Origin of the sequence: Campylobacter sp. BCW_4332 (assembly GCF_001763175.1) — a bacterium.
GTDB lineage: Bacteria > Campylobacterota > Campylobacteria > Campylobacterales > Campylobacteraceae > Campylobacter_D > Campylobacter_D jejuni.
Genome location: NZ_MJYF01000066.1, coordinates 72,591 through 94,348, shown reverse-complemented (window position 1 = coordinate 94,348; position 21,758 = coordinate 72,591). Strand labels below are relative to the sequence as shown.

Genomic DNA, 21,758 nt, shown 5'->3' with positions numbered 1-21,758 from the left:
AAAAGAATGTTTTACTTATAAACTAGGTGAAGCTTTTATTAAAGCTAATAAAAATTGGTATGGGGGTGGGTATATCAAATTTTATTTTAAAGATGTGTCTAGGTTGAAGAGAGAGTATAAGAGGAAAAAATAAAATATATATTAAATATATTTACACTCATTCAAACAAATTTTTATGCAAAATTTCTTCTAAAACCACAGTGGCATAAGAACCTTTTTGCAAAAAAAACTCTATACAAAAATGAGCTTTTTCTTCATCATAACGCCATTTTAACTCTTCTAAATATCCCCACATAAAGCGTCTTGAACCTTGCATTTTAGCCTTAAACTCCAAAGTATCTTTAAAAATTTCATTTTCTAAATTTAAGGCCAAACCTTCTCCTGTTTCATAAGCCTTAGCACCGATTAAAAGCCCCATGGCGCTTATATCTCTTGCCTTAAAACGCCCAAGCTCAGCACTTAAATCCTCGCATAAAAAACACTTTCCAAAAGGATAATGCCCTAAAACCTCACCTTTTAAAAGCTTAAAAAATTGTTCTTGTTTTTTAAGTTCCTTAGCTTCTTCTTTAGAAATTTTATAAATTTGGATCAATTCTTTTTCGCTAAAATCATTTGCAAAATGTGATAACTCCACTCTTTTACTCAAATAGCGATTAAAAAGCTCACTTTGAAAAGCTGAAATTAAAAACTCTTTCATTTTTACATTTTTCATTTTTTTGCCACGCAAAATTTCAAGCCCTTCTTTATAATTATCCCCAAATTTTCCAAAACGCTGATAACCAAAATAATTCGTAAAACCTTGCTTATCCAAATTCATCAAAGCTTGTTCTAGTTTTAAAGCATCGCTTGGTAAAACTTTTTTTAAGCGTATAAAAAAAGAATTTCCTTTTAAATGCCCTATTCTTAGCTTGTTTTCATGGATAAAAGTTTCTAAAATTTTAAGTTTAGGATGAGAAAAATTTGACAAAAAACTCTCAAATTTTTTAGGCATAGAAAGGTATTGAAAGGTTGATCCTTGCTTGTCTTTAAGCCCTGCATAACCAAAATCTCTTATTTTAACCCCACTTGCTTCACTTAAAATTTTTAAAGCTTCATTTGTGGTTAAATCTTTTTTATTGATATGCAAAATAAGATGCTCACCCTTACCTCTAAATTCATACAAAGGCCTTTCACGCACTACAAAATCATCGCTATTTTTACTAAAATACGCATTAATAGGACTGTGTTTTAAACTATACAAAGGCTTAAAAATGGTGTTCTCTTCCGCTAAATTCATATTTTCCTTTCACTGCTTTTCCAAAGATATTTAATTTCACGCCGTGTTTTTTGGCTATTGTTTCTATATTTTGCCGTTCTTTTTCATCAAAAGCAAACAAAATTTCATATTCTTCTCCGCTATAAAGCGTATAATCATCAAGTTTTTTAAACCAAGAAATACCGCATTTATTTAAGGCTAAAAGTCTTGATAAATCCTTGCTTAAACCATCTGAAATATCCATAGCACAAGAAATTAAAGGTGCGATTTCATAAAAAAAACTAGCTCTTAATTTTGGCTTTATAAATACATGATTTGGTTTTAAAGTACCCCCATTTTGTAAAATTTCAAGCCCTTTTAAACTTTGCCCTAATTTTCCTGTATAAGCAAGCAAATGTCCCTTTTTTAAACCTTTTCTAAAAACGGCTTTATCGTTAATCTTTGAAATGATAGTAAGACTAATGTCTATTTTATCATTACTTATAGTATCGCCGCCTATGATTTTTATATTAAATTTCCTAGCTGTTTTTAAAAAACCTTTTTGCAAGGCTTTGATCTCATTTTCGCTTAAATTTTTTGGTAAAGCAAGTCCTAAAAGTGCGTATTTTGGTACAGCATTCATCACAATAGCATCTGAGATATTAACAAGCATTGCTTTTGTAGCGATTTGCTCTAAGCTAAGCCACTCTCTTTTAAAATGCACATTTTCAAAAAACAAATCCTTACTAAAACACCAATCATCAATAATAGCTCCATCATCGCCATTTTTTTCATTTAAAAAAGCTTTGATAATAAAATCTTCTTTGTTCATAGTGCGTGATTTTATAAAATTTCCTTTTAAATTCTAGTGAATTTTAGAAAAATTTTATATAATATAGAAATATTTAAGGAAAAACCATGAAAAAATTAGAATTAAGAATTTTTAGATTTGATAAAACCAAGGATTACGAGGCTTATTATAAACCTTATATTTATGATAATTATGAAAATTTTGCAAGTTTTTATGATCTGCTTTTGCAAGTTCAAGATGATGATATTTATTTTGATTTTGATAAAGATGAAGATACTTACATAGTTGTAAATAAGCAAATTATACCACTTTTTACACCTTTAGAAAAAATAGCAAAAGAATTTGATTTTAATCTTTGCATCGAGCCTTTAAGTACAAAAAGAGCTATTAAAGATCTTATCATTGATAAAAATGATTTTTTAGACAAATACAAATATCTTGAAAAATTTGGCGATGAAGAGGATAAAAAGCTTTATGCAAAATATGATTATTTATATTATGCAAGTGAAATTTTAGACTATCTTCCTGAATATATGGGCGATGGAGTGTTTTATTTGGCTTCAAAAATGATAGAAAAATATCCTAAAAAAAAGATAGAAATTTTAAAAACTCTAGCAGATAAAGAAAAGGGTATTTTTTATCACTTTGAAAGCAAAAATGAAATTTTAGAAACAACGATTAAAAATCTACAAAATGAAATTTTAAATTTAGGGCTTTTTGATAAAAATATTTTACACTTTGATTTACCTAAAACCAATGCTTTTGATAATGAGATCAAAGAACTTAAAGAAATTAAACATAATTTTAAAGATTTCAATATAGCTTTTTATGGTTTTAATGCTTGCAATACTTTAAAATCCAAACTTGAGGCTAAATTTATTTCCTATGAAAACAGTACAAAAAATAATGGCTTTACTTTGCTGAATTTAAATCCTACGCTAAGCTATAAAATGGCTGCAGATATTGTTTTGGACGCTTATGATAGCGGGGCTGATTTTATGGTAGTAAAAGAAGAAAAGGATTTTTATCTTTTTGATACTTGTGCTAAAAAACTTATGCAAACAAGCAAAAGAGATTTTGAAGACTTTTATATTTTAAGTCGTTTTGAGTTTTTAGCCCTTATCCAAGGCATACAAGCTCCATCATTAAAAAATCACACTTTAAAGGTTAGTTTGATATGAAAATCTCTTTAGAATGTAAAGATCTCATCATAGAAAAAACTTTAGAACTTTTTTTAAAAGATCATTTGGTAATGAAAAAAGATTGTGATTTTATCATTAGCGATGAAAAAATTCACACCGCAAAACCCTTATTTATCATCTCTAAAAACTCTCCATTTTTAAGCGTACCATTTAGCAAGGAAGCCTTGTTTGAGTCTTTAAATGAATTTGATAATGCCTTAAAAGCAGCAGCTTTGCAACTTGCGCTTGAACAAAAAAGACTGCTTGAAGAAAAAATTGACGCTATTGCTTTGGAATTTAAAAAAGATTATGAAAATAAAATCGATCTTGCCATAAAAGATCTTAAAAACAAACTCATAAAAGCACTTAATGATGAATGACGAATTTATAAGCGTTAAAGACTTTTTTAATCACAATGAAAAAAGAAAAAAATTTCTTCAAAAACAAGAAATTAAACCTCCTAAAGAAAAAACAAAAAAAACTAAAGAAACAAAGCTTTATACAAATATAGAAAGTGGTAAATACAAAGGGAAAAAACTACTTTTACCTAGTCTTACAACAACAAGAAGTACTAAAAGTATAGTAAAAAGTTGTGTTTTTAATGTAATAAGGGAAGATTTAAGAGATAAAATTTTCATTGAAGCCTTTGGCGGAAGTGCTTTGATGGCGGCTGAAGCACTAAGTAATCATGCTTTAAAAGCTTATGCTATAGAACTTGATGCAAAAGCTTATAAAATTGCTTTAGAAAATGCTAAAAATATAGATCCAAATTTAGAAGTGATCCACGCAAATACTTTTGAAATTTTACCCCAACTCATAGAAAATTCAAAAAATGAAATCATCTTATATCTTGACCCGCCTTTTGATATCAGAGAAGGTTTTAGCAATATTTATGAAAAAATTTATCATTTTTTAGAAAATTTAGATTTAAAGACTTTAAATTTAATCATTTTTGAACACCACTCAACCATAAAAACTCCCGAAAAAATCCAAAATTTTCAAAAAGTCAAAGAAAAGAAATTTGGATCAACTAGCTTAAGCTTTTACGCTTTTTAACTTACTTGGAACACTTCTTGCTTGATCTATCATCAACAATAGATTAAAGGAAGAATCCATGAGAGTTTTAACGATATTTTTACTCTTTATGACAAGCATTTTTGCAGTGCAAATCAAGGATGTAGCAAACACTGTAGGTGTAAGAGATAACCAACTCATAGGTTATGGACTTGTTGTAGGACTTAATGGAAGTGGCGATGGAACAAGCTCTAAATTTACACTACAATCCATCTCAAACCTTTTGCAAGGTATGAATATCAAAGTAGATCCTAACGATATCAAATCAAAAAATACCGCAGCTGTTATGGTTACAGCCAAACTTCCAGCCTTTGCAAAAAGCGGAGATAAACTTGATATTACCGTTTCATCTATGGGTGATGCAAAATCTTTACAAGGCGGAACACTTTTACTGACTGCACTTCGTGGGATTGATGGTGAAATTTATGCTATAGCACAAGGCTCTATCTCAACAGGAGGTTTAACACCTAGACCAGGGGGAGCAGGTTCTCACTCAACTGCTGCAACCGTAATGGGCGGAGCTAATGTAGAAAGAGAAATTCCACAAAATTTTAGCCAAAATAATGATCTAACCTTAAGCTTAAAAGTAGCAGATTTTAAAACCGCAAATGATATAGAAAGAGTTTTAAATACCGTTTTTGGCGAAGAAGTGGCTAAAGCCATCGACTCTCGCACAGTAAAACTCAAAAAACCTGAAGATCTTTCAAATGTTGATTTTATGGCAAGAGTTTTAGAACAAGATATAGCCTATAAACCACAAAGCAAAGTTATCATCGATGAAAGAACAGGAACAGTGATTGCCGGAGTTGATGTAGAGGTAGAACCTGTTTTAATCACTCATAAAGATATCACCATAAAAATAGATCCAAACAATAACTCAGTAGCTAATCAAAATGAAATCGATATGAAAGATGGTGGTTTTGTAGATCCAAGTTCAAATACCTTAAGAATCAACAATGCAAAAAGCACAGTTGCAAATATAGCTAGAATGCTTAACAAACTTGGAGCAACCCCAAATGACATTATCGCTATTATGGAAAATTTAAAGCGCGCAGGTGCAATTAACGCGGATTTGGAGATCATCTAATGAAAGTGGATAATTTTTTAAATACTTATAGTATGAATAGCGCTTTACTTGATCGTGCAGCCAAAGCAAGAAGTTTAGAATCAAGTATTAAAATAAATGATAATGATATAGTCACAAAAACCAAAGAAGATGAAGCCTTAAAAGAACAAACAGATGCTTTTGAAGCATTTTTTTTAAAGCAAGTTTTAGATGTATCTTTAAAAAGTCAAAATTCACTCTTTGGAAAAGATGCCAGCGATGAAATATACTCTTCCATGTATAACGATACTATGAGTAAAGCTTTAAGTGGAGGTATGGGTTTTTCAAAATTATTATACGATTTTTTAAAAGAAAGGGGTTAAGTTTTTTAAATTTGAGTCGATATGGTTTGTAGAGGATTATAACTAAGATCAAGGAGGCAGAAATGATCAATCCTATACAACAAAGTTATGTGGCAAATACCACATTAAATACAAATAGAATAGATAAAGAAACAAAAACAAACGATACTCAAAAAATGGAAAATGATAAAGCGAGTAAAATCGCAGAGCAGATTAAAAACGGTACTTATAAAATCGATACAAAAGCTACGGCTTCTGCGATTGCTGACTCTTTAATCTAAATTTTCATTCTCCTTTTTTTGAGAGAGAAAAGGAGAAAATATGCTTAAACAAAGACTTGATGAAGTAAATGCTATCTTAGCGAAACTTATTGCTTTAACCGAAGAAGATATAGAAAATATCAAAGTGGCTAAACATGAGAGTATAACGCCAAGTGTAGAAGAAAAAAACAAACTTATCGCCAAATTTATTACAGCTAAAAAACAACTTGATGTTGCCTTGGTTGAGCTAAATAATAGCTCTACAAAAGGGCTTAGTGAACTCTTAGATGATGAAGATAAACAAAAACTAGATCTACTTAAAAAAAATCTTCAAAACCTTCATAGTAAAAACAAAGAGTATGCTAAATTTGTTCTTATTGTCAAAGATTTTCTTGATAGCTTAGTAAATAAAATGTTTGATATCAATGATGGAACAAATAATGCTTATGGAGATAAAAAGACAAATCCAGAGTCAATTTTCAAGATCAATGTATAAGGATTTATAATGGGTATTTTTGGAACATTATACACAGGTGTTACAGGCTTAAAGGCAAGCGAAGTTCAAATCGCAACAACTGGAAATAATATCTCAAATGCTAATGCAACTTTTTATACACGCCAAAGAGTAGTGCAAACTACAAATGGGTATATTACCACAGGTGGAGTTCAAGTAGGCACAGGAACTGCTATAGAAAGTATAGTGCGTTTGCATGATGAGTATTCTTACTATAAATTAAAAGGTGCATCAAACCAACTAGAATACACTAAATACATGGCTTCAACCTTACAAGAAATCGCTCAGCGTTTTCCAGACTTACAAAATACTGGAATTTTGAAAGATTTAGAAAATTATAACAAAGCTTGGAATGATTTTGCATCCAACCCCAATGAAAATGCCACAAAAATAGCCCTTGTAAAAGCTTCTCAAACCTTAACAGAAAGCGTTAATAACACTTTTGCAACCTTGGATAAAATCCAAAAAAAAGTAAATGATGATATTAAAAATACGGTTGATGAGATTAATAGAATCGGTGAAGAAATTGCCACTATAAATAAACAAATTTATGGACAAGAAGCCTTACCAACAGAACACGCAAATGAGCTTAGGGATAGAAGAGATGAACTTGAGCTTACTCTTTCAAAGCTAGTTAGTGCAGTTGCAAGCAAAAATGAAATCAATCAAGACAATCGCCTTGATACAACCATCACTGATCCAGGACATCAATACAATCTAAGCATAGAAGGTTTTAGTATAGTAGATGGGATAAATTTTCATCCTTTAAAGCTTGATTATGATGATAAAAATAAATCTTATAGTATTTATTATGAAACTCCTGATGAAAAAGTTCGAGATCTTACTGCAAAGATTAACGGTGGACAGCTTGGTGCTCAACTTGACTTACGCGGTAGAAACTATAGCAAAAGCGAAGGAAAATATAAAGATGGAATTATCCAAGGTTATATGGATTCTTTAGATACTTTTGCTAAGACCATGATCAATGAAACTAACAATCTTTATGCAAGTTCTGCGAAAAGTTCTGTTACTTCTGATTATCTATCTGGACTTAAGGGAGATATTCCTTTAGTTAATTACGACAGAACCATACAACCAGGAAGTTTTGATATAGCCATTTATGATGATAAAGGCGATAAAAAACTCACCAAAACCATCACCATAGATGTAAATACAACCATGAATGATATCATGCGTCAAATCAATGCTAATACAGATGATAATAACGATCACAATGCAAATAATGATGTTGATGATCATATCAATGCAAGTTTTAGCTACGATGCAAAAACTGGAGATGGTTTATTCCAAATCAATGCAAAATCAGGCTTTAAGGTAGCCATTGAAGATAAAGGCACAAATTTCGCAGGTGCGTTTAGTATAGGTGGTTTTTTCAGCGGAACTGATGCAAGTGATATGAAGGTAAAAGATTCTATCTTAAATGATCCAAGCACAGTAAGAGCAAGCTCAAATGGGGTTGATAGTGGCAATGACATGGCAAATAAAATCATCCAACTTCAATATGATAAAGTTAATTTTTATAATGAAGATGGCACTATTGATAATCTTACCATGGAAGAATATTACCGCAAACTTACAGGTAAAATAGCTTCAGATGGTGAAAATAACAATGTTGTAAATTCAAGCAATGAAACTCTTTATAATTCTGTTTATAGCGAATACCAATCTAAAAGTGGTGTAAATACAAATGAAGAATTAGCCGCTCTTATACAATACCAATCAAGTTACGGTGCTGCAGCAAAAATCGTCTCAACCGTAGATCAAATGCTTGATACCTTACTAGGGCTTAAATCTTAAGCTCTAGCAATATCAAGTGAAAAATTTTATCCATCTTAAAGCTAAGCTTGATTTTTTAGCCAATCAAAAAAATACCAATCATTCCCTTTTTGAAACTCCAGATCCTTTGCAAATTGCTAAAATTCACAATGATGAATTTATTGCCTTAATTTGTGCTTTATTTGCCTATGGAAATGCTAAAAATATAGTAAATTTTCTAAAAAAACTTGATTTTTCTTTATTAAACCTTCAAGAAAAACAAATAAAAAAAGAACTTGAAAATTTAAAATACCGCTTCCAAAATGAGAAAGATATACAAGAAATTTTTATCACTCTTTCAAGACTTAAAAATGAAATTTCACTCTACGAACTTTTTTATCAAGCCTATCAAAAAAGAGAAAATACCACAGATGCCATCTTAGCTTTTATGCAAAAAATCAAAACCTTAAATTCATATTCAAGTTATGGGTATGATTTTTTCTTTGGAAAAATTTGGCAAAACACCCCTACTTCACCTCTTAAACGCTATAATATGTATCTAAGATGGATGGTTAGAAAAGATGAACTTGATCTTGGACTTTTTACCAAAATTCACACCAAAGATCTTTTAATTCCACTTGATACACATACACATAAAATTTCCTTGACTTTAGGACTTCTAAAGCGTAAAATATATGATTATAAAAGTGTTTTAGAACTCACGCAAAATTTAAAAAAATTAGATGCAAATGATCCCATAAAATATGACTTTGCACTCTATCGTTTAGGGCAAAGTAAGGAAATTGACAAATTTAAGGAGTGAAAAATGGGCTTTGAGCACTTAGATACAATTTATTATTTCATACTTTTTTTTGTAGCTCTTTTTGCTGGTTTTATAGATTCTATTGTAGGTGGAGGAGGGCTTATTACTCTACCAGCACTCATAGCCTGTGGGATTCCTGCGCATTTATCTTTAGCAACAAACAAACTCCAAAGCGTCTTTGGTTCTTTTACGGCTACTTTAACTTATTTTAAATCCACCACTCTACCTCATCTTGCTTGGGGTGTTTTTTTTACAGCCTTAGGAGCAGCTATAGGAAGTTATAGCGTTCTTTTTGTAAAAGATGAGCAATTAAAGCTTATTATCTTAATCTTTTTAACTCTTACTTTCTTATATACAGCCTTGCGTCCTAACTTAGGCAAACACGAAAGCGAACCTAAAATAAAAAATATCAAAATTTTTCATTTAATTTGTGGCTTAACTTTAGGATTTTATGATGGATTTTTAGGGCCTGGAACGGGTTCATTTTGGATTTTTGCTTGTGTAATGCTACTAGGTTTTAATATGAGAAAAGCAAGCATTAATACTAAAATTTTAAATTTCACTAGTAATATCATTGCTCTTGCTATATTTTTATGGCAATACGAACTTTTATGGGCTGTAGGTTTGCTTATGGGTGTAGGACAAGTTTTAGGAGCTTATTTAGGCTCAAAACTTGTATTAAAAACTAATGGAAAGTTTATAAAAACTTTATTTTTAATCGTTGTAGGAGCTACTATCATTAAAGTAGCTTGGGATTATTTTAGTTAAAATTGACCCCTGAGCTAAGCTCCCACATAGGTAAGAATATACCTAAAGCCAAAAACAAAACTAAAAGCGCTACAAATAAAGTCATCATTGGTTCTAAAAAAACCAAAAATCTATCCATCAAATTTTCGCTTTTTTGTTGATAATATTTGGCAATTTCTTCACTTAATACTTCAAGTCTTCCACTTTTCATCGCAACACTAAGCATAGAAAATACCAAAGAATCAAAAATATCAATCTTTTTAAAAACCTGACTTAACTCAAGACCAGAATCTATAAAACTAAAAAGTTTTTTATACTGAAAAATTAAAAATTTATTTTCAAGCCCTATAATAGCTAAATCAAAAGCTTTAGATATTGAAATTCCATTTTTTAAAAGTAAAGAAAAAGCCATAAAAAAATAATAATTTTGATTATAAATAATCAAACGAGAAATCAAAGGTATTTTTAAAAATAAAAAATCGCAAGAAAAAGCAAAAGAATGAAAATTTTTATAAGCTAAAATAAGCATAACAATAAAAATAACAAACAAAAATATGCAAAAAATTCCATAGTCATCTAAAAAATTATAAATTTCTAACATTACATGCGTGATAAAAGGTAAACTCGCGCCTAAATTTTCAAATAAATCTTTAAAATTAGGCACTACAAAAAGCATTAAAAACAAAAATGCTCCGATAATACTTAAAAAAACCAAAGTAGGATATCTAAAAGCCTTTTTTAATTGTTTTTGAGTCTCTAAGCTTTTTTCTCGAAGTTTAGAAATTTGACTAAACACTTCACTGATTTTTCCTGTCTTTTCAGCCGTTTTAATCAAAGCTAGCTCCGCACGATTTAATCCAAAATTAGCATTTTCAAAAGCTTGATTTAAATTTTGGGCTAAAATTAAATTGTCTAATATTTTTTTCATAATCTTGCAAGAATGCATAAGATATAATTCTCTAATCGCTTCTTGAACACTTAATCCAACTTCACACAACAAAGCCAGCTCTTTAAAAAAGAGTATGAAATTTTCATCTTTTAATCTCTGAAAATTAGATTTTTGAATTTCTTTTATATCAATGATTTTCCAATTCTTTGATAAGGCTTTTGCTTGTGCTATATTTAAATTTTCAGCTTTTATAGTTTTTGTATAATTTTGATTGTTTTTAAGAAATTCTACTTCATAAAATTTCATCTTACAACCCTTAAAAGCTCATCTATACTTGTAAGACCTTCTTTGGCTTTTTTTAAACCTTGTTCAAACATAGTTTGAAAGCCATATTTTTTTGCAAGCTCCATTAAAATCGTTTTATCTTGATTTTCCCTAATTGCACAAGCTAAATCTTCATTGATCTCTAAGCACTCAGCGATTAATTCTCTGCCAAAAAATCCACTATGATGACAACGCTCACATCCTTTTGGTTCAAAAAATTCACCTTCAAATTCAATATAATATTTTTTGCTTTTTTGCTTACACCAAGGACAAAGTTTTCTAACCAAACGCTGTGCTATAACAAGACTCAAAGCCGATGCTATCAAGTAACTTTTTGCTTGCATATCCAAAAGCCTATCAATGGTACTAAGAGCATCATTAGTATGCAAGGTGCTTAAAAGCAAATGACCTGTTAAAGAAGCTTTAAGTGCAATATCTAAACTTTCTTCATCGCGAATTTCTCCTATCATGATAATATCAGGATCTTGCCTTAAAATTGCTCTTAAAATACTATTAAACTCGACTCCAACTTTTGAATTAAGCAAAATTTGCTGCACTAAAGGAATTTTATATTCTATAGGATCTTCTGCGGAAATAATCTTTTTTTCAATACTTTTCAACTCGTTTAAACACGCGTATAAAGTTGTGCTTTTACCACTACCTGTAGGGCCGGTTAATAAAATCATTCCATTGGGACGATGTAAAATCTTTTTTAAAATTTCTAAATTTTTATTTCCAAGATTTAGTTTATACAAATCCAAAATTTCTTTATCATGTTTTAAAATTCTTATAACAACACTTTCGCCATAAATCAAAGGCAAACATGAAACACGAAAATCATATCTTTCATTTTCAAAATCTAATTCAAAACTTCCATCTTGTGTTTTTCTTGATTCAGCTAAATTCAAACAAGCTAAAAATTTGACATGAAAAACCAAAGCTTCATAAATATCCTTCTCAAAAATAGCAAATTCACGCAAAATTCCATCAACCCTAAACCTAATCAAAGCGTCATCGTTCCTTGCTTCTATATGAATATCACTCGCATGAAAAGATAAAATTTCATGTAATAAAAAATCAAAAATTTGACTGATGCAACTTTGATCATCTCTTTTTTGATTTTCTTGCCATTCAAGTCTAAGCTTAATGCTTAATCTTTTAATCTCCTCTTGAATGCGAATTTGATTTAAAATTTTAGCTATCTTTAATTCATCGGCAATTGCAGTGTCGATTTTTTCACAAATCATAAAAGTCTTAACTTGCTCTAAAAGCTCTAAAGAACAAGGTTTGGATCTAATAATCATAAAGCCGTCATTATTTTTAATAAGCAGAAATTTAAATTTTAAAAGTAAAGAAAAAGGTATACCTTCATAAATAAAATCATTATCTTCATCTAAATCAACAAAATGTAAATTACAAAAATTTGCTAATTTTTTAAAAAAATCCCAAGAAGTGATATTAAATTTAGTGCAAATTTCACCAAGACTCATTTCATTATCAATATAAGCTTGAAAAATTTTATCCATTCTACTTTCCATCTAATTCCATTAAACCATAATAATTTATATAAGCATCTAAAGCACTTTGAGCTTCTTTTTCTTCACCTAAAGCTCTTTTAGCCTGAGCAAAAATCAGCCAAGAATCTTGTTTTTGCTTGTCAAGTTCATTGGCTTTTAAAGCCCAAAATATTGTCTTTTGATAAGCTTTAATATCAAAATACTTCTTAGCTAAATTTAATGCCTTTTCATAGCTTGGATTTCGATAAAAAGATTTTTTTAAATCAGAAATATTTAAAATTTTAGAATCAATTTCTATCTTACTAATATGTGTATTTTCCTGCACCGCTTTAACTTCTTCTAGTTCTTTATATAACTTTTCCCTAGAAATCTTATTTTTTTCTTGTAAAATTTGTGCTTGAAGAATCTTTTGCTCTAAATGTTTTTTATGTTCAATAGCTTGCAAATAAGTATTTTTTTGCTTATTATATTTTTGCATTAGCACAAAAAAACAAAATGCTATTGCTAAGATTAAAACAATTAAAAATAAATATTTTAAATATTTTTTAAGTAAAAAATATTTATACCTAAGCTCAAGCTCTTTAATTCTTTCTTGCACATCCTACCTTAATAAGCCATTCTCTAAAGCACTAAGCTTTAAAATATACTCTTGACTTTTATTTTTATCAAAAAAACTATTTATCTCATAAAAACTTTTTAAAGTTTTATCAATATATCTTAAATTTCCTTGAGAAATTTTTTGTAAAAACTTAAGACATTTATTTGAAAAATTCATTCCGAATTTCAATTTAATATAATCATCAAGCTCTAAAAGACTAATATTTTTCAATTCAAAACAAGCACTTAAACGACTTTTAAAATGCTCTTTTTTAAGTATATTTAACTTTTTATGAGAACTTAAAACAAAACTTATAGAATCGCTATAAATCCTAATGCTTTCTAGCATTGCATAATCATACATTCCTACTTCATCAAGAATGATTAAACTCTGACCTTGTGAAATCAAAAACTCAATTTTTTCTTTTAAGAAACTCTGATCTTTAAAATTTTCATTAATAAAATCAACATTATATTTTTTTGCCAATCTTTGCAACAATACACTTTTACCGCTACCACTTTTTCCCCATAAAAAAATAAAAGCTTTTTGGCTTTCTAAAATTTGATTGATTTGATGAAAAATTTCTTCTCTAAATGGAATAATTTTACTCATAATGCTTAAATCCTAGATCTTTAAGACTTGGAGCGTTTACACTATCTACTATACTTGGAGTGATAATAAAAACAATTTCGGTTGCTTTAGAATTTAAAACTTCTCCTTTAAACAAAGAACCTAGAATTGGAATTTTTGATAGAAAATTGATAGAATTTTTCTCATTAGATTTATCGTGAGAAATCAATCCACCTAAAATTAAAGTTTGATTATTCTCTACTTGCACAACACTAGAAAGCTTTTTTTGTATGGTATCAGGAGCAATAGTTCTTGGTTCTTTTTGTCGTTTATTATCTTCTGGATACTTAAAATCACTTAAGCTTGGATTAATTCTAAGCATTATTTTTCCATCATCAGAAATTTCAGGCAAGATATTGAGTAAAATGCCTACAAAAATAGAATAATTATTATAACTTTCACTAACAGTAGTCCCATTTTCAGTACCTTTAGAACTTTCTTTGACTTGATAATTTATAGTATCGCCTACAGAAATAATGGCTTGTTGGTTGTTTAAAGCCATAAGCTTTGGATTAGAAAGCACGCTAGTTTTTCCATTTTGAGAAAGAAAGTTAATAATAGAATCAAAATTTAAATTCGCCCTTAAACCCAAATTCTTAACAAAACCTTGCCCATTTTGAAACTGAATAAAAGAATTTTCATTATTTACTTGCGAATTTAAACCTATATTAAAATTTTGCCAATTAATCCCACTAGAATGGCTTTCATTTAAACTCACAGCAAGTATGCTAACATCGATAATAACTTGTTTTTTAAGACGATTTTCTAGTTTTTGCAAATAATTTTTCACACTTTTTAACTGAGAATTTGTTCCAGTTACTATAATAAGACCTGCATTGGGATTTATGATGGGAGTTTTAGCCTCATAATCTTCATGAGAATTTTTTAATAATACAATAATCTCTTTTTCTATATTTTGCCAAAAATCAAATTTTTCCATACTTTTAATCATATTGTCTTCTGCATCATCAAAACTACCGCTATATTCACTTTGCCTTGGTTTAGCGTCTACAGACGCTTTAGTTATGCTTTGTCCTTCTCTGATAGAAGTGATATAACTTATCTTAAAAATCTTCGTATTAATACCTGAAATTCTTAAAATTTTACCATCAAAATCATAGCTAAGATCATGCTCTTTGATAAAAAAATTAAAAATTTCGTCTAAACTCATTTGATGAATATTGACAGAATTTTGCAATGTTTCTAATTTTTCTTTGGCAATTTTATCTTTAACAATAATACTAAAAGAACAATATTTTGCAAGCTCATCAAGACTTTCTTGTATGCTTAATTTTTCATTAATACTGATATCAAAAAGACGCTTTTGACAATCTAAAGCATAAAGATAATGGCAAAAAAGAATGTTAATTAATATTAATCTTATCATTTTTATTTATTTGGATTGCAATTTCTAAATTATCATATTGGAATTTAATCTCTTTAGTATTTATTTCATGTATTATAGCATCATCAATCATATCACCTTTTTTATACCATCGATCATAAATTTTTACTTTATCAAGCATAATTGCAGTAATTTTAATATGTCTTAATTTTTCAAAAGTAGGATTCACAAATGGGTTTTGAAGAGTATTAAAATTTATGCGATTTTCTTTATCTATAAGTTTAAAATACTCTTCAAAATTATCTTGTGCAAACAAAGTGCTAAAACACAATGTAGCACTAAAAATATATTTTATCAGCTTTCAACCTCATTACTATAATCAGCCATAGCGATACGCTTAAGCTGTCTATAGCGACGTTGAGCGTCTTTTTTATTGCGTTCAAAAAGCTCAGCAGCATGTTCAGGATTTGCTTTTTTAAGTGAATTATAACGCACTTCATTCATCAAAAATTGCTCATATAAATCCCAATCAGGCTCTTTTCCTGTTAGAGTTAAAGGATTTTTTCCTTGTTCTTCTAAACGAGGATCAAAGGTATAAAGTGGCCAATAACCACACTTTGTAGCAAGCTCACCTTGCTCTCCTGAGTAACCCAGCCCACCTTTAATACCATGAGCTATACAAGGAGAATAACAAATCACCAAAGATGGTCCATCATAAGCTTCAGCTGCAGTGATAGCTTTGATAAGATGAGTATAATTTGCCGTTGAATTTACTTGTGCTACAAAAATATAACCATAAGTCATAGCAATTTGACCCAAGTCTTTTTTCTGTATAGGTTTGCCTGCTGCTGCAAACTGTGCTACAGCTCCTGTTCTAGAAGATTTTGAACTTTGACCGCCTGTATTAGAATAAACTTCTGTATCAAGCACTAAAATATTTACATTTTCTCCACTTGCTAAAACATGATCAAGTCCGCCATAGCCTATATCATAAGCCCAACCATCACCACCAAAAATCCAGTGAGATTTTTTACTTAAATACTGTTTAAGCTCTAATATATCTTGCACCGCTTTAATATTTTTATTTTGCTCTAAAATAGGGATCATTTTATCTTTAATTTCCACAGACATAGCACCATTGTCTTTATTTGCAATCCAATCTTTAAAAAGGGCTGATAAAGCATTTGGAACTTCTTGCATACTTTCATTCATGATATATTCAATGCGGTGTCTTGTATTTTCAGTTGCAATTTTCATACCCAAACCAAACTCAGCATTGTCTTCAAAAAGTGAATTTCCCCAAGCAGGACCGTGTCCATTTTTCACACTTTTTCTATAAGGAGTTGATGGAGCTGAACCCCCATAAATAGAACTACAACCTGTCGCATTAGCCACAATCATTCTTTCACCGAACAATCTTGTAATTAAAGTAATATAAGGAGTTTCTCCACATCCAGGACAAGCTCCATGGAATTCAAATAAAGGTTGGGCAAATTGTGCTCCTTTTGTAGTTTCTTTATTTAAAATATCATCTTTGTATGTGATTTCTTTAAATAAATAATCCGCATTTTCTTGCTCACCAAAATCCATCTCTTCTTGAAGTGGTACCATAACCAAAGATTTTTCTTTAGTAGGACACTCATGAACACAAAGCTCACAGCCTGTACAATCAAGTGGAGAAACTTGAATTTTAAAGCTTAATTTTTCTCCTTTGGTTCCTTTAGCTTCTAAAGCATGATCTTTTACACCGCGAGGTGCATTTGCCATTTCTTCATCATTAATCAAAAATGGCCTGATAACAGCATGCGGACAAACTGAAGCACATTGATTACATTGAATACAATTTGCCTCTATCCATCTTGGTACCATAACCCCAACACCGCGTTTTTCGTATTCGGTTGTACCGTGTTCAAAACTTCCATCTTCATAACCTAAAAAGGCTGAAACAGGCAAATCATCACCCTTAGCCGCATTCATAGGTTTTACGATTTTTTCAACAAATTCAGTACCTTTATAGGCATTGGTTTGTTCTTTTTCTTTAAGCTCTAAATTTTTCCAATTTGGATCTACTTCAACTTTTACAAGTCCATCAGCACCCACATCAATAGCCTTGTAATTCATTTCTACAATAACATCGCCTTTTTTACTATAAGATTTATACGCAAGCTCTTTCATGTATTTTTGTGCGTCTTCATAAGGAATGATTTTTGCAAGTTTGAAAAAGGCTGATTGCATAATGGTATTTGTACGATTTCCCAAACCTATATCACGAGCTAGTTTGGTTGCATTGATGATATAAAAATTTACTTCTTTTTCAGCTAAAGTTTTCTTTACTGCATCTGGAAGTTGTCTTATGGTTTCTTCGGCATTCCAAATACTATTTAAAAGGAAAGTTCCTCCTTTGCGAATTCCTGCTAAAACATCATAAATTTCCAAATAAGCCGCTACCGAACAAGCGATAAAATGCGGAGTTGAAACAAGATAAGTTGAACGGATAGGTTTTTTAGAAAATCTTAAATGGCTTCTTGTATAACCCCCTGATTTTTTAGAATCATAAGCAAAATAAGCTTGAGCGTAAAAATCCGTTTTATCTCCGATGATTTTAATCGAGTTTTTATTTGCGCCCACAGTTCCATCAGCACCAAGTCCGTAAAATAAACATTCGATCGTACTTTCATCTCCAAGTGAAATTTTCTCTCCAGTACTCAGTGAAGTATGAGTTACATCATCAACTATACCTACAGTAAAGCCATCTTTTGGATTATCAAGTTTAAGATTTTCAAATACTGCTATCATTTGAGCAGGATCAACATCCTTTGAAGAAAGTCCGTATCTTCCACCCACTATAACAGGAGCATTTTCTCTTCCATAGAAAGCTGATTTTACATCAAGATAAAGTGGTTCTCCAAGACTTCCTGGTTCTTTGGTTCTATCTAAAACCGCGATTTTTTTTACTGATTTTGGCATAACATCAAAGAAATATTTTAAACTAAATGGGCGATAAAGATAAACTTTTAAAATCCCTACCTTTTCACCCTTGGCATTAAGATAGTCCACCACTTCTTCAAGTGCTTGAGTTACAGAACCCATAGCAACAATCACACGCTCTGGCTCTTTGTGACCATAATAAGTAAATGGTTTGTATTCTCTACCTGTAATTTTTGAAATTTCTTGCATATATTCATTAACAACATCAGGTAAAGCATCATAAAAACGATTGCTTACTTCTCTAGTTTGAAAATAAATATCATCATTTTGTGCTGTTCCACGTGTTTTTGGATTTTCTGGATTTAAAGCATTATTTCTAAATTCAAGCAAAGCTTCTCTATCTAATAATCTATCAAAATGTGCATAATCCATTACTTCAACTTTTTGAATTTCATGGCTTGTTCTAAAACCATCAAAAAAATGTAAAAATGGCACTCTTCCCTTAATTGCAGCTAAATGTGCTACACCAGCTAAGTCCATGGTTTCTTGCACAGAATGCGAACAAAGCATAGCAAAACCAATTTGTCTTGCTGCATAAATATCTTGATGATCACCAAAGATAGACAAAGCTTGAGCAGCCAAAGAACGCGCTGCTACATGGATTACACAGGGGAGTAATTGACCTGCTATTTTATACATATTTGGAATTTTAAGGAGTAATCCTTGAGAAGCCGTATAAGTTGTAGTCAAAGCCCCGGCTTGTAAAGATCCATGCACACTACCTGCAGCTCCTGCTTCACTTTGCATTTCTACGATTTTTACAGGAACTCCAAAAAGATTTTTTTTTCCTGCAGCTGCCCACATATCGGTGTAATCAGCCATAGGAGAACTAGGTGTAATAGGATAAATTCCAGCAACTTCAGTAAAAGCATACGCAGCGTATGCAGCAGCCTCATTTCCGTCCATAGTTTTCATAATTTTACCCATTGAGACCTTCCTTTATATTGATAATTTTTATAATTTTTTAGCTATCAATTTACTATAAATTCTCTTAAAAGGCGTTTAACGAAAACTTGAAATTAGTTTAATCTAGCTATATAATTAACAGCCTCATATGCATTTAAAAATACCATAGAATGAGCTTTTAATTCATTTTCATTGCCATAGCCGCAAGTTAAGGCCAAAGGAGTGATATTAGCAGAAATTGCAGCTTGAATATCTAGTATTGTATCGCCTATCATATAGGCATTTTCTTGAGTTTTATTGAGTCTTTTTAAGGCTAAAATTATAGGTTCAGAACTTGGCTTTGGATTCGTGACATCTTCAAGAGTAATTAAAGTTTTAAAGAATTTTTTAACTCCCAAATAATCAAGTAGAATCGGAGTAAATTTACCTCCTTTTGTTGTAACTATACCAAGATCTGCAATTTCACTTCCAAGCTCTAATGCTTCTTTTGCTTTAGGTAAAAGAGTGGTTTGTTCTAAATAAATTTGTGCATAAATTTCACGATAAGCTAATACAAATTCTTTACTTAAAATTAATTTATCTGGATAAAGCATTCTAAACATTTGCTCTAAAGGATAACCTATGAGATTTTTGATTTCTTCATTATTTTTAGAAGTTAATCCAAGGGCTTTAAAAGCTCCTTGGAAAGAATTTAAAATAGCATCAGTAGAATCAATTAAAGTGCCATCTAAATCAAATAAAATAGTTTTATTCATTATCTTAAAATAAATTTAGCATCCACTCTTCTATTATCCGCTCTACCTTCTTTAGTGTCATTGCTTGAGCGAGGATTATCTTGACCATAACCTACTGTTTTGATGCGACTTTTTTCTACACCATATTTTTCAAGTTCATTAGCAACACTTTTAGCACGTCTTTCAGAAAGCTTTTGATTATAAGCTCTTGAACCGATATTATCTGTATGTCCTTCAAGAATAGTATCATATCTTTCATTTTCATCTAAAACTTTTGCAATTTCTTTGATTTTTTCTTGAAAAGTTGGATTTATAGTAGTTTTATCAAAACCAAAATGACCTTCCAAAGAAATAGTTTTTTCGCAACCATTTTCATCTAACAAAGCACCTTCTCTTGGTTCTACAGGACATTTTGCTTGTGGAGCTGGACGAGTATCAGCAACTTCTTCTACAGCTTTTTCCTTTTTGCCACCAAAACCAAAACTAATACCTAAAGTTGAAACCCAATTATGGTTTGCATGATTAAAATTAATTTGATCTCTAGTTTCAAGTTTTAAAGCCAAAGAATCGCTAAGACGGAATTTTACACCCGCGCCATAATGTCCAAATCCACCGCTTTTATTATCATAAGCAGCATTTGAAAAATCCTCATATCCTCCACCTGCTAAACCATAGAAATAAAATTTCTCACCTACATCAATACCTTTAATAGCACTCAAATAAGTTCTTGTCATATCTGTAGTTTTATTTGTATTTGTATATTTAACATCAGAATAATGCTCTAACCCAAATTCTAATTGATCAAGCCAAAAATCGTCAAAATGATAACCAAGTCTAATCCCTGGTGCATAACGATTATCCATATCTAAATTACCCTCAAAGTAATTATAGTTTAAAGTTGGAGTGATTTCAAATTTTACATTGTTATCAGCACCAAATAAAACACTTGCCAAACCTAAACATAAGAATATTTTTTTCATAGAAAAAACCTTTCATTGTGTTATAAAATAAAAATTTAAATTTCGCAATTATATCATAAATGATAGAAAAAAGGATGAGTTTTATAAAAAATTGTAGAAAGGTGGGAAAATCCCACCAAAAATATTAACGTTTAGAGAATTGTGGGCTTCTTCTTGCTTTGCGGCGTCCATATTTTTTACGCTCAACAGTTCTACTATCTCTAGTAAGAAGTCCTTTAGGTTTTAATAAGGCTCTAAAATCAGCATCCATAGCTGCTAAAGCTCTTGAAATTCCATGTCTTAAAGCTTCAGCTTGAGCACTATAGCCCCCGCCTAAAGTAGTTGCGTTAATATCCATTGAAGTTTCTTGTTTAGTCACAAGTAAAGGTTGAACCACTTTAAGCTTAATCGCCTCGTGTCCACCAAGCCAAGTGTTTAAATCAACACCATTAACACTAATTTTACCACTACCTGGTTTTACCCATACCTTTGCGATAGCAGTTTTTCTCTTACCTGTTGCGTATGTTGTTGCCATGATTATTTTCCTTCTTTAGCAATTTGCGCAGTGTGTGGGTGCTCACTACCCGCATAGATTTTTAATTTTTTAAGCATAGCTCTGCCCAAATTTGTTTTAGGAAGCATACCTCTAACTGCTAATTTATATAATTTTGCAGGATTTTTTTCAAGTAAATCACCAAATTTTTCGCTTTTTACACTTCCAAAATATCCTGAATGTCTATGATAAAGCTTATCTTCTGCTTTATTAGCACCTGTAAATACAGCTTTTGAAGCATTGATGATAATTACATAATCACCACAATCAACATTTGGAGTAAAGCAAGGCTTGTTTTTACCTCTCAAAATTGTTGCTACTTCAGTTAAAAGACGACCAAAGCGTTTGCCTTCTGCGTCTAAAACAATCCATTCTCGTTTTACTTCGTTTGGCTTTGTTATCTTTGTCATAATTTTTACCTTTGCCAAAAATTTAAAATGTGATTGTATAAAAAATAATATTAATTTTTACTTAATTTAAGTAAAAAT

Annotated in this window: 23 protein-coding genes and 1 pseudogene; 11 read left to right on the top strand and 13 right to left on the bottom strand. The window is 30.5% G+C overall.

Annotation, left to right across the window (positions count from 1 at the left end; translation table 11 throughout):
* Positions 1-133 (top strand): annotated as a pseudogene (locus AJN64_RS09825) (sugar transferase); the annotation flags it as partial.
* A gap of 24 nt (positions 134-157) precedes the next feature.
* On the opposite strand, the gene truD reads toward AJN64_RS09825, so the two are convergent.
* Both truD and AJN64_RS08600 read right to left on the bottom strand, forming a co-directional pair.
* On the bottom strand, positions 158-1,276 hold the full coding sequence (gene truD, locus AJN64_RS08605) for a tRNA pseudouridine(13) synthase TruD (RefSeq protein ID WP_053872326.1): 1,119 nt from the start codon (positions 1,274-1,276) through the stop codon (positions 158-160).
* Positions 1,245-2,066 carry a thiamine-phosphate kinase gene (locus AJN64_RS08600; protein WP_070292882.1) on the bottom strand — a complete coding sequence of 274 codons (822 nt, stop codon included), beginning with the start codon at positions 2,064-2,066 and terminating at the stop codon, positions 1,245-1,247. Before AJN64_RS08600 ends, truD begins: the two co-directional genes overlap by 32 nt.
* Before the next feature lie 86 nt (positions 2,067-2,152).
* Here AJN64_RS08600 and AJN64_RS08595 point away from each other — a divergent pair, with 86 nt between their 5' ends.
* From AJN64_RS08595 to AJN64_RS08550, 10 genes are all read left to right on the top strand, one after another.
* Positions 2,153-3,226: a DUF5644 domain-containing protein gene (locus AJN64_RS08595; protein WP_053872328.1), complete on the top strand. Its 1,074-nt coding sequence runs from the start codon at positions 2,153-2,155 to the stop codon at positions 3,224-3,226.
* Positions 3,223-3,606, top strand: a complete 384-nt coding sequence (locus AJN64_RS08590) for a hypothetical protein (RefSeq protein ID WP_053872329.1) — start codon at positions 3,223-3,225, stop codon at positions 3,604-3,606. The genes AJN64_RS08595 and AJN64_RS08590 overlap by 4 nt, the downstream gene beginning before the upstream one ends.
* The gene (rsmD, locus tag AJN64_RS08585; protein WP_053872343.1) at positions 3,599-4,282 is read left to right on the top strand and encodes a 16S rRNA (guanine(966)-N(2))-methyltransferase RsmD; all 684 of its coding nucleotides are present in this window, start codon (positions 3,599-3,601) and stop codon (positions 4,280-4,282) included. Before AJN64_RS08590 ends, rsmD begins: the two co-directional genes overlap by 8 nt.
* A 58-nt stretch (positions 4,283-4,340) precedes the next feature.
* The gene (locus AJN64_RS08580; protein ID WP_002870893.1) at positions 4,341-5,387 is read left to right on the top strand and encodes a flagellar basal body P-ring protein FlgI; all 1,047 of its coding nucleotides are present in this window, start codon (positions 4,341-4,343) and stop codon (positions 5,385-5,387) included.
* Positions 5,387-5,728 (top strand): hypothetical protein, encoded by a 342-nt coding sequence (locus AJN64_RS08575; RefSeq protein WP_002869194.1) that lies wholly within the window; start codon positions 5,387-5,389, stop codon positions 5,726-5,728. Before AJN64_RS08580 ends, AJN64_RS08575 begins: the two co-directional genes overlap by 1 nt.
* A gap of 62 nt (positions 5,729-5,790) precedes the next feature.
* Positions 5,791-5,988 carry a flagellar biosynthesis anti-sigma factor FlgM gene (gene flgM / locus AJN64_RS08570; RefSeq protein WP_070292881.1) on the top strand — a complete coding sequence of 66 codons (198 nt, stop codon included), beginning with the start codon at positions 5,791-5,793 and terminating at the stop codon, positions 5,986-5,988.
* 40 nt (positions 5,989-6,028) lie between these two features.
* Complete coding sequence (locus AJN64_RS08565; RefSeq protein WP_053872331.1) at positions 6,029-6,463, top strand: flagellar protein FlgN; 435 nt, start codon at positions 6,029-6,031, stop codon at positions 6,461-6,463.
* Positions 6,464-6,472: 9 nt separating this feature from the next.
* On the top strand, positions 6,473-8,299 hold the full coding sequence (gene flgK, locus AJN64_RS08560; protein ID WP_070292880.1) for a flagellar hook-associated protein FlgK: 1,827 nt from the start codon (positions 6,473-6,475) through the stop codon (positions 8,297-8,299).
* Between the two features lie 16 nt (positions 8,300-8,315).
* A complete protein-coding gene (locus tag AJN64_RS08555; RefSeq protein WP_053872333.1) occupies positions 8,316-9,080 on the top strand; it encodes a TIGR02757 family protein in 765 nt (254 codons plus the stop codon).
* A gap of 3 nt (positions 9,081-9,083) precedes the next feature.
* Positions 9,084-9,848 (top strand): TSUP family transporter, encoded by a 765-nt coding sequence (locus AJN64_RS08550; RefSeq protein ID WP_002855301.1) that lies wholly within the window; start codon positions 9,084-9,086, stop codon positions 9,846-9,848.
* Here the strand turns inward: AJN64_RS08550 and AJN64_RS08545 are convergent.
* The 11 genes from AJN64_RS08545 to rplM form a co-directional block, all read right to left on the bottom strand.
* Positions 9,841-11,022 carry a type II secretion system F family protein gene (locus tag AJN64_RS08545; protein ID WP_053872334.1) on the bottom strand — a complete coding sequence of 394 codons (1,182 nt, stop codon included), beginning with the start codon at positions 11,020-11,022 and terminating at the stop codon, positions 9,841-9,843. The genes AJN64_RS08550 and AJN64_RS08545 overlap by 8 nt on opposite strands.
* On the bottom strand, positions 11,019-12,578 hold the full coding sequence (locus tag AJN64_RS08540; RefSeq protein WP_070292879.1) for a GspE/PulE family protein: 1,560 nt from the start codon (positions 12,576-12,578) through the stop codon (positions 11,019-11,021). Before AJN64_RS08540 ends, AJN64_RS08545 begins: the two co-directional genes overlap by 4 nt.
* The gene (locus AJN64_RS08535; protein ID WP_053872336.1) at positions 12,568-13,155 is read right to left on the bottom strand and encodes a transformation system protein; all 588 of its coding nucleotides are present in this window, start codon (positions 13,153-13,155) and stop codon (positions 12,568-12,570) included. Before AJN64_RS08535 ends, AJN64_RS08540 begins: the two co-directional genes overlap by 11 nt.
* 3 nt (positions 13,156-13,158) lie before the next feature.
* Entirely contained in the window at positions 13,159-13,767 is a 609-nt protein-coding gene (locus AJN64_RS08530) for an ATP-binding protein (RefSeq protein ID WP_002862129.1), read from the bottom strand.
* On the bottom strand, positions 13,760-15,172 hold the full coding sequence (gene mshL / locus AJN64_RS08525) for a pilus (MSHA type) biogenesis protein MshL (protein WP_002862130.1): 1,413 nt from the start codon (positions 15,170-15,172) through the stop codon (positions 13,760-13,762). The genes AJN64_RS08530 and mshL overlap by 8 nt, the downstream gene beginning before the upstream one ends.
* Positions 15,150-15,461, bottom strand: a complete 312-nt coding sequence (locus tag AJN64_RS08520; protein ID WP_002862131.1) for a hypothetical protein — start codon at positions 15,459-15,461, stop codon at positions 15,150-15,152. The genes mshL and AJN64_RS08520 overlap by 23 nt, the downstream gene beginning before the upstream one ends.
* Positions 15,462-15,484: 23 nt before the next feature.
* Positions 15,485-19,045, bottom strand: a complete 3,561-nt coding sequence (nifJ, locus tag AJN64_RS08515; protein WP_070292878.1) for a pyruvate:ferredoxin (flavodoxin) oxidoreductase — start codon at positions 19,043-19,045, stop codon at positions 15,485-15,487.
* A 92-nt stretch (positions 19,046-19,137) separates the two neighbouring features.
* Positions 19,138-19,779, bottom strand: coding sequence for an HAD family hydrolase (locus AJN64_RS08510; protein WP_053872338.1), 642 nt, complete (start codon positions 19,777-19,779; stop codon positions 19,138-19,140).
* Positions 19,779-20,738: a fibronectin-binding outer membrane protein CadF gene (cadF, locus tag AJN64_RS08505; RefSeq protein WP_053872339.1), complete on the bottom strand. Its 960-nt coding sequence runs from the start codon at positions 20,736-20,738 to the stop codon at positions 19,779-19,781. The genes AJN64_RS08510 and cadF overlap by 1 nt, the downstream gene beginning before the upstream one ends.
* Positions 20,739-20,862: 124 nt before the next feature.
* Positions 20,863-21,252, bottom strand: a complete 390-nt coding sequence (rpsI, locus tag AJN64_RS08500) for a 30S ribosomal protein S9 (protein WP_053872340.1) — start codon at positions 21,250-21,252, stop codon at positions 20,863-20,865.
* Between the two features lie 2 nt (positions 21,253-21,254).
* The gene (gene rplM, locus AJN64_RS08495; RefSeq protein ID WP_002779321.1) at positions 21,255-21,680 is read right to left on the bottom strand and encodes a 50S ribosomal protein L13; all 426 of its coding nucleotides are present in this window, start codon (positions 21,678-21,680) and stop codon (positions 21,255-21,257) included.
* Positions 21,681-21,758 lie beyond the last annotated feature (78 nt).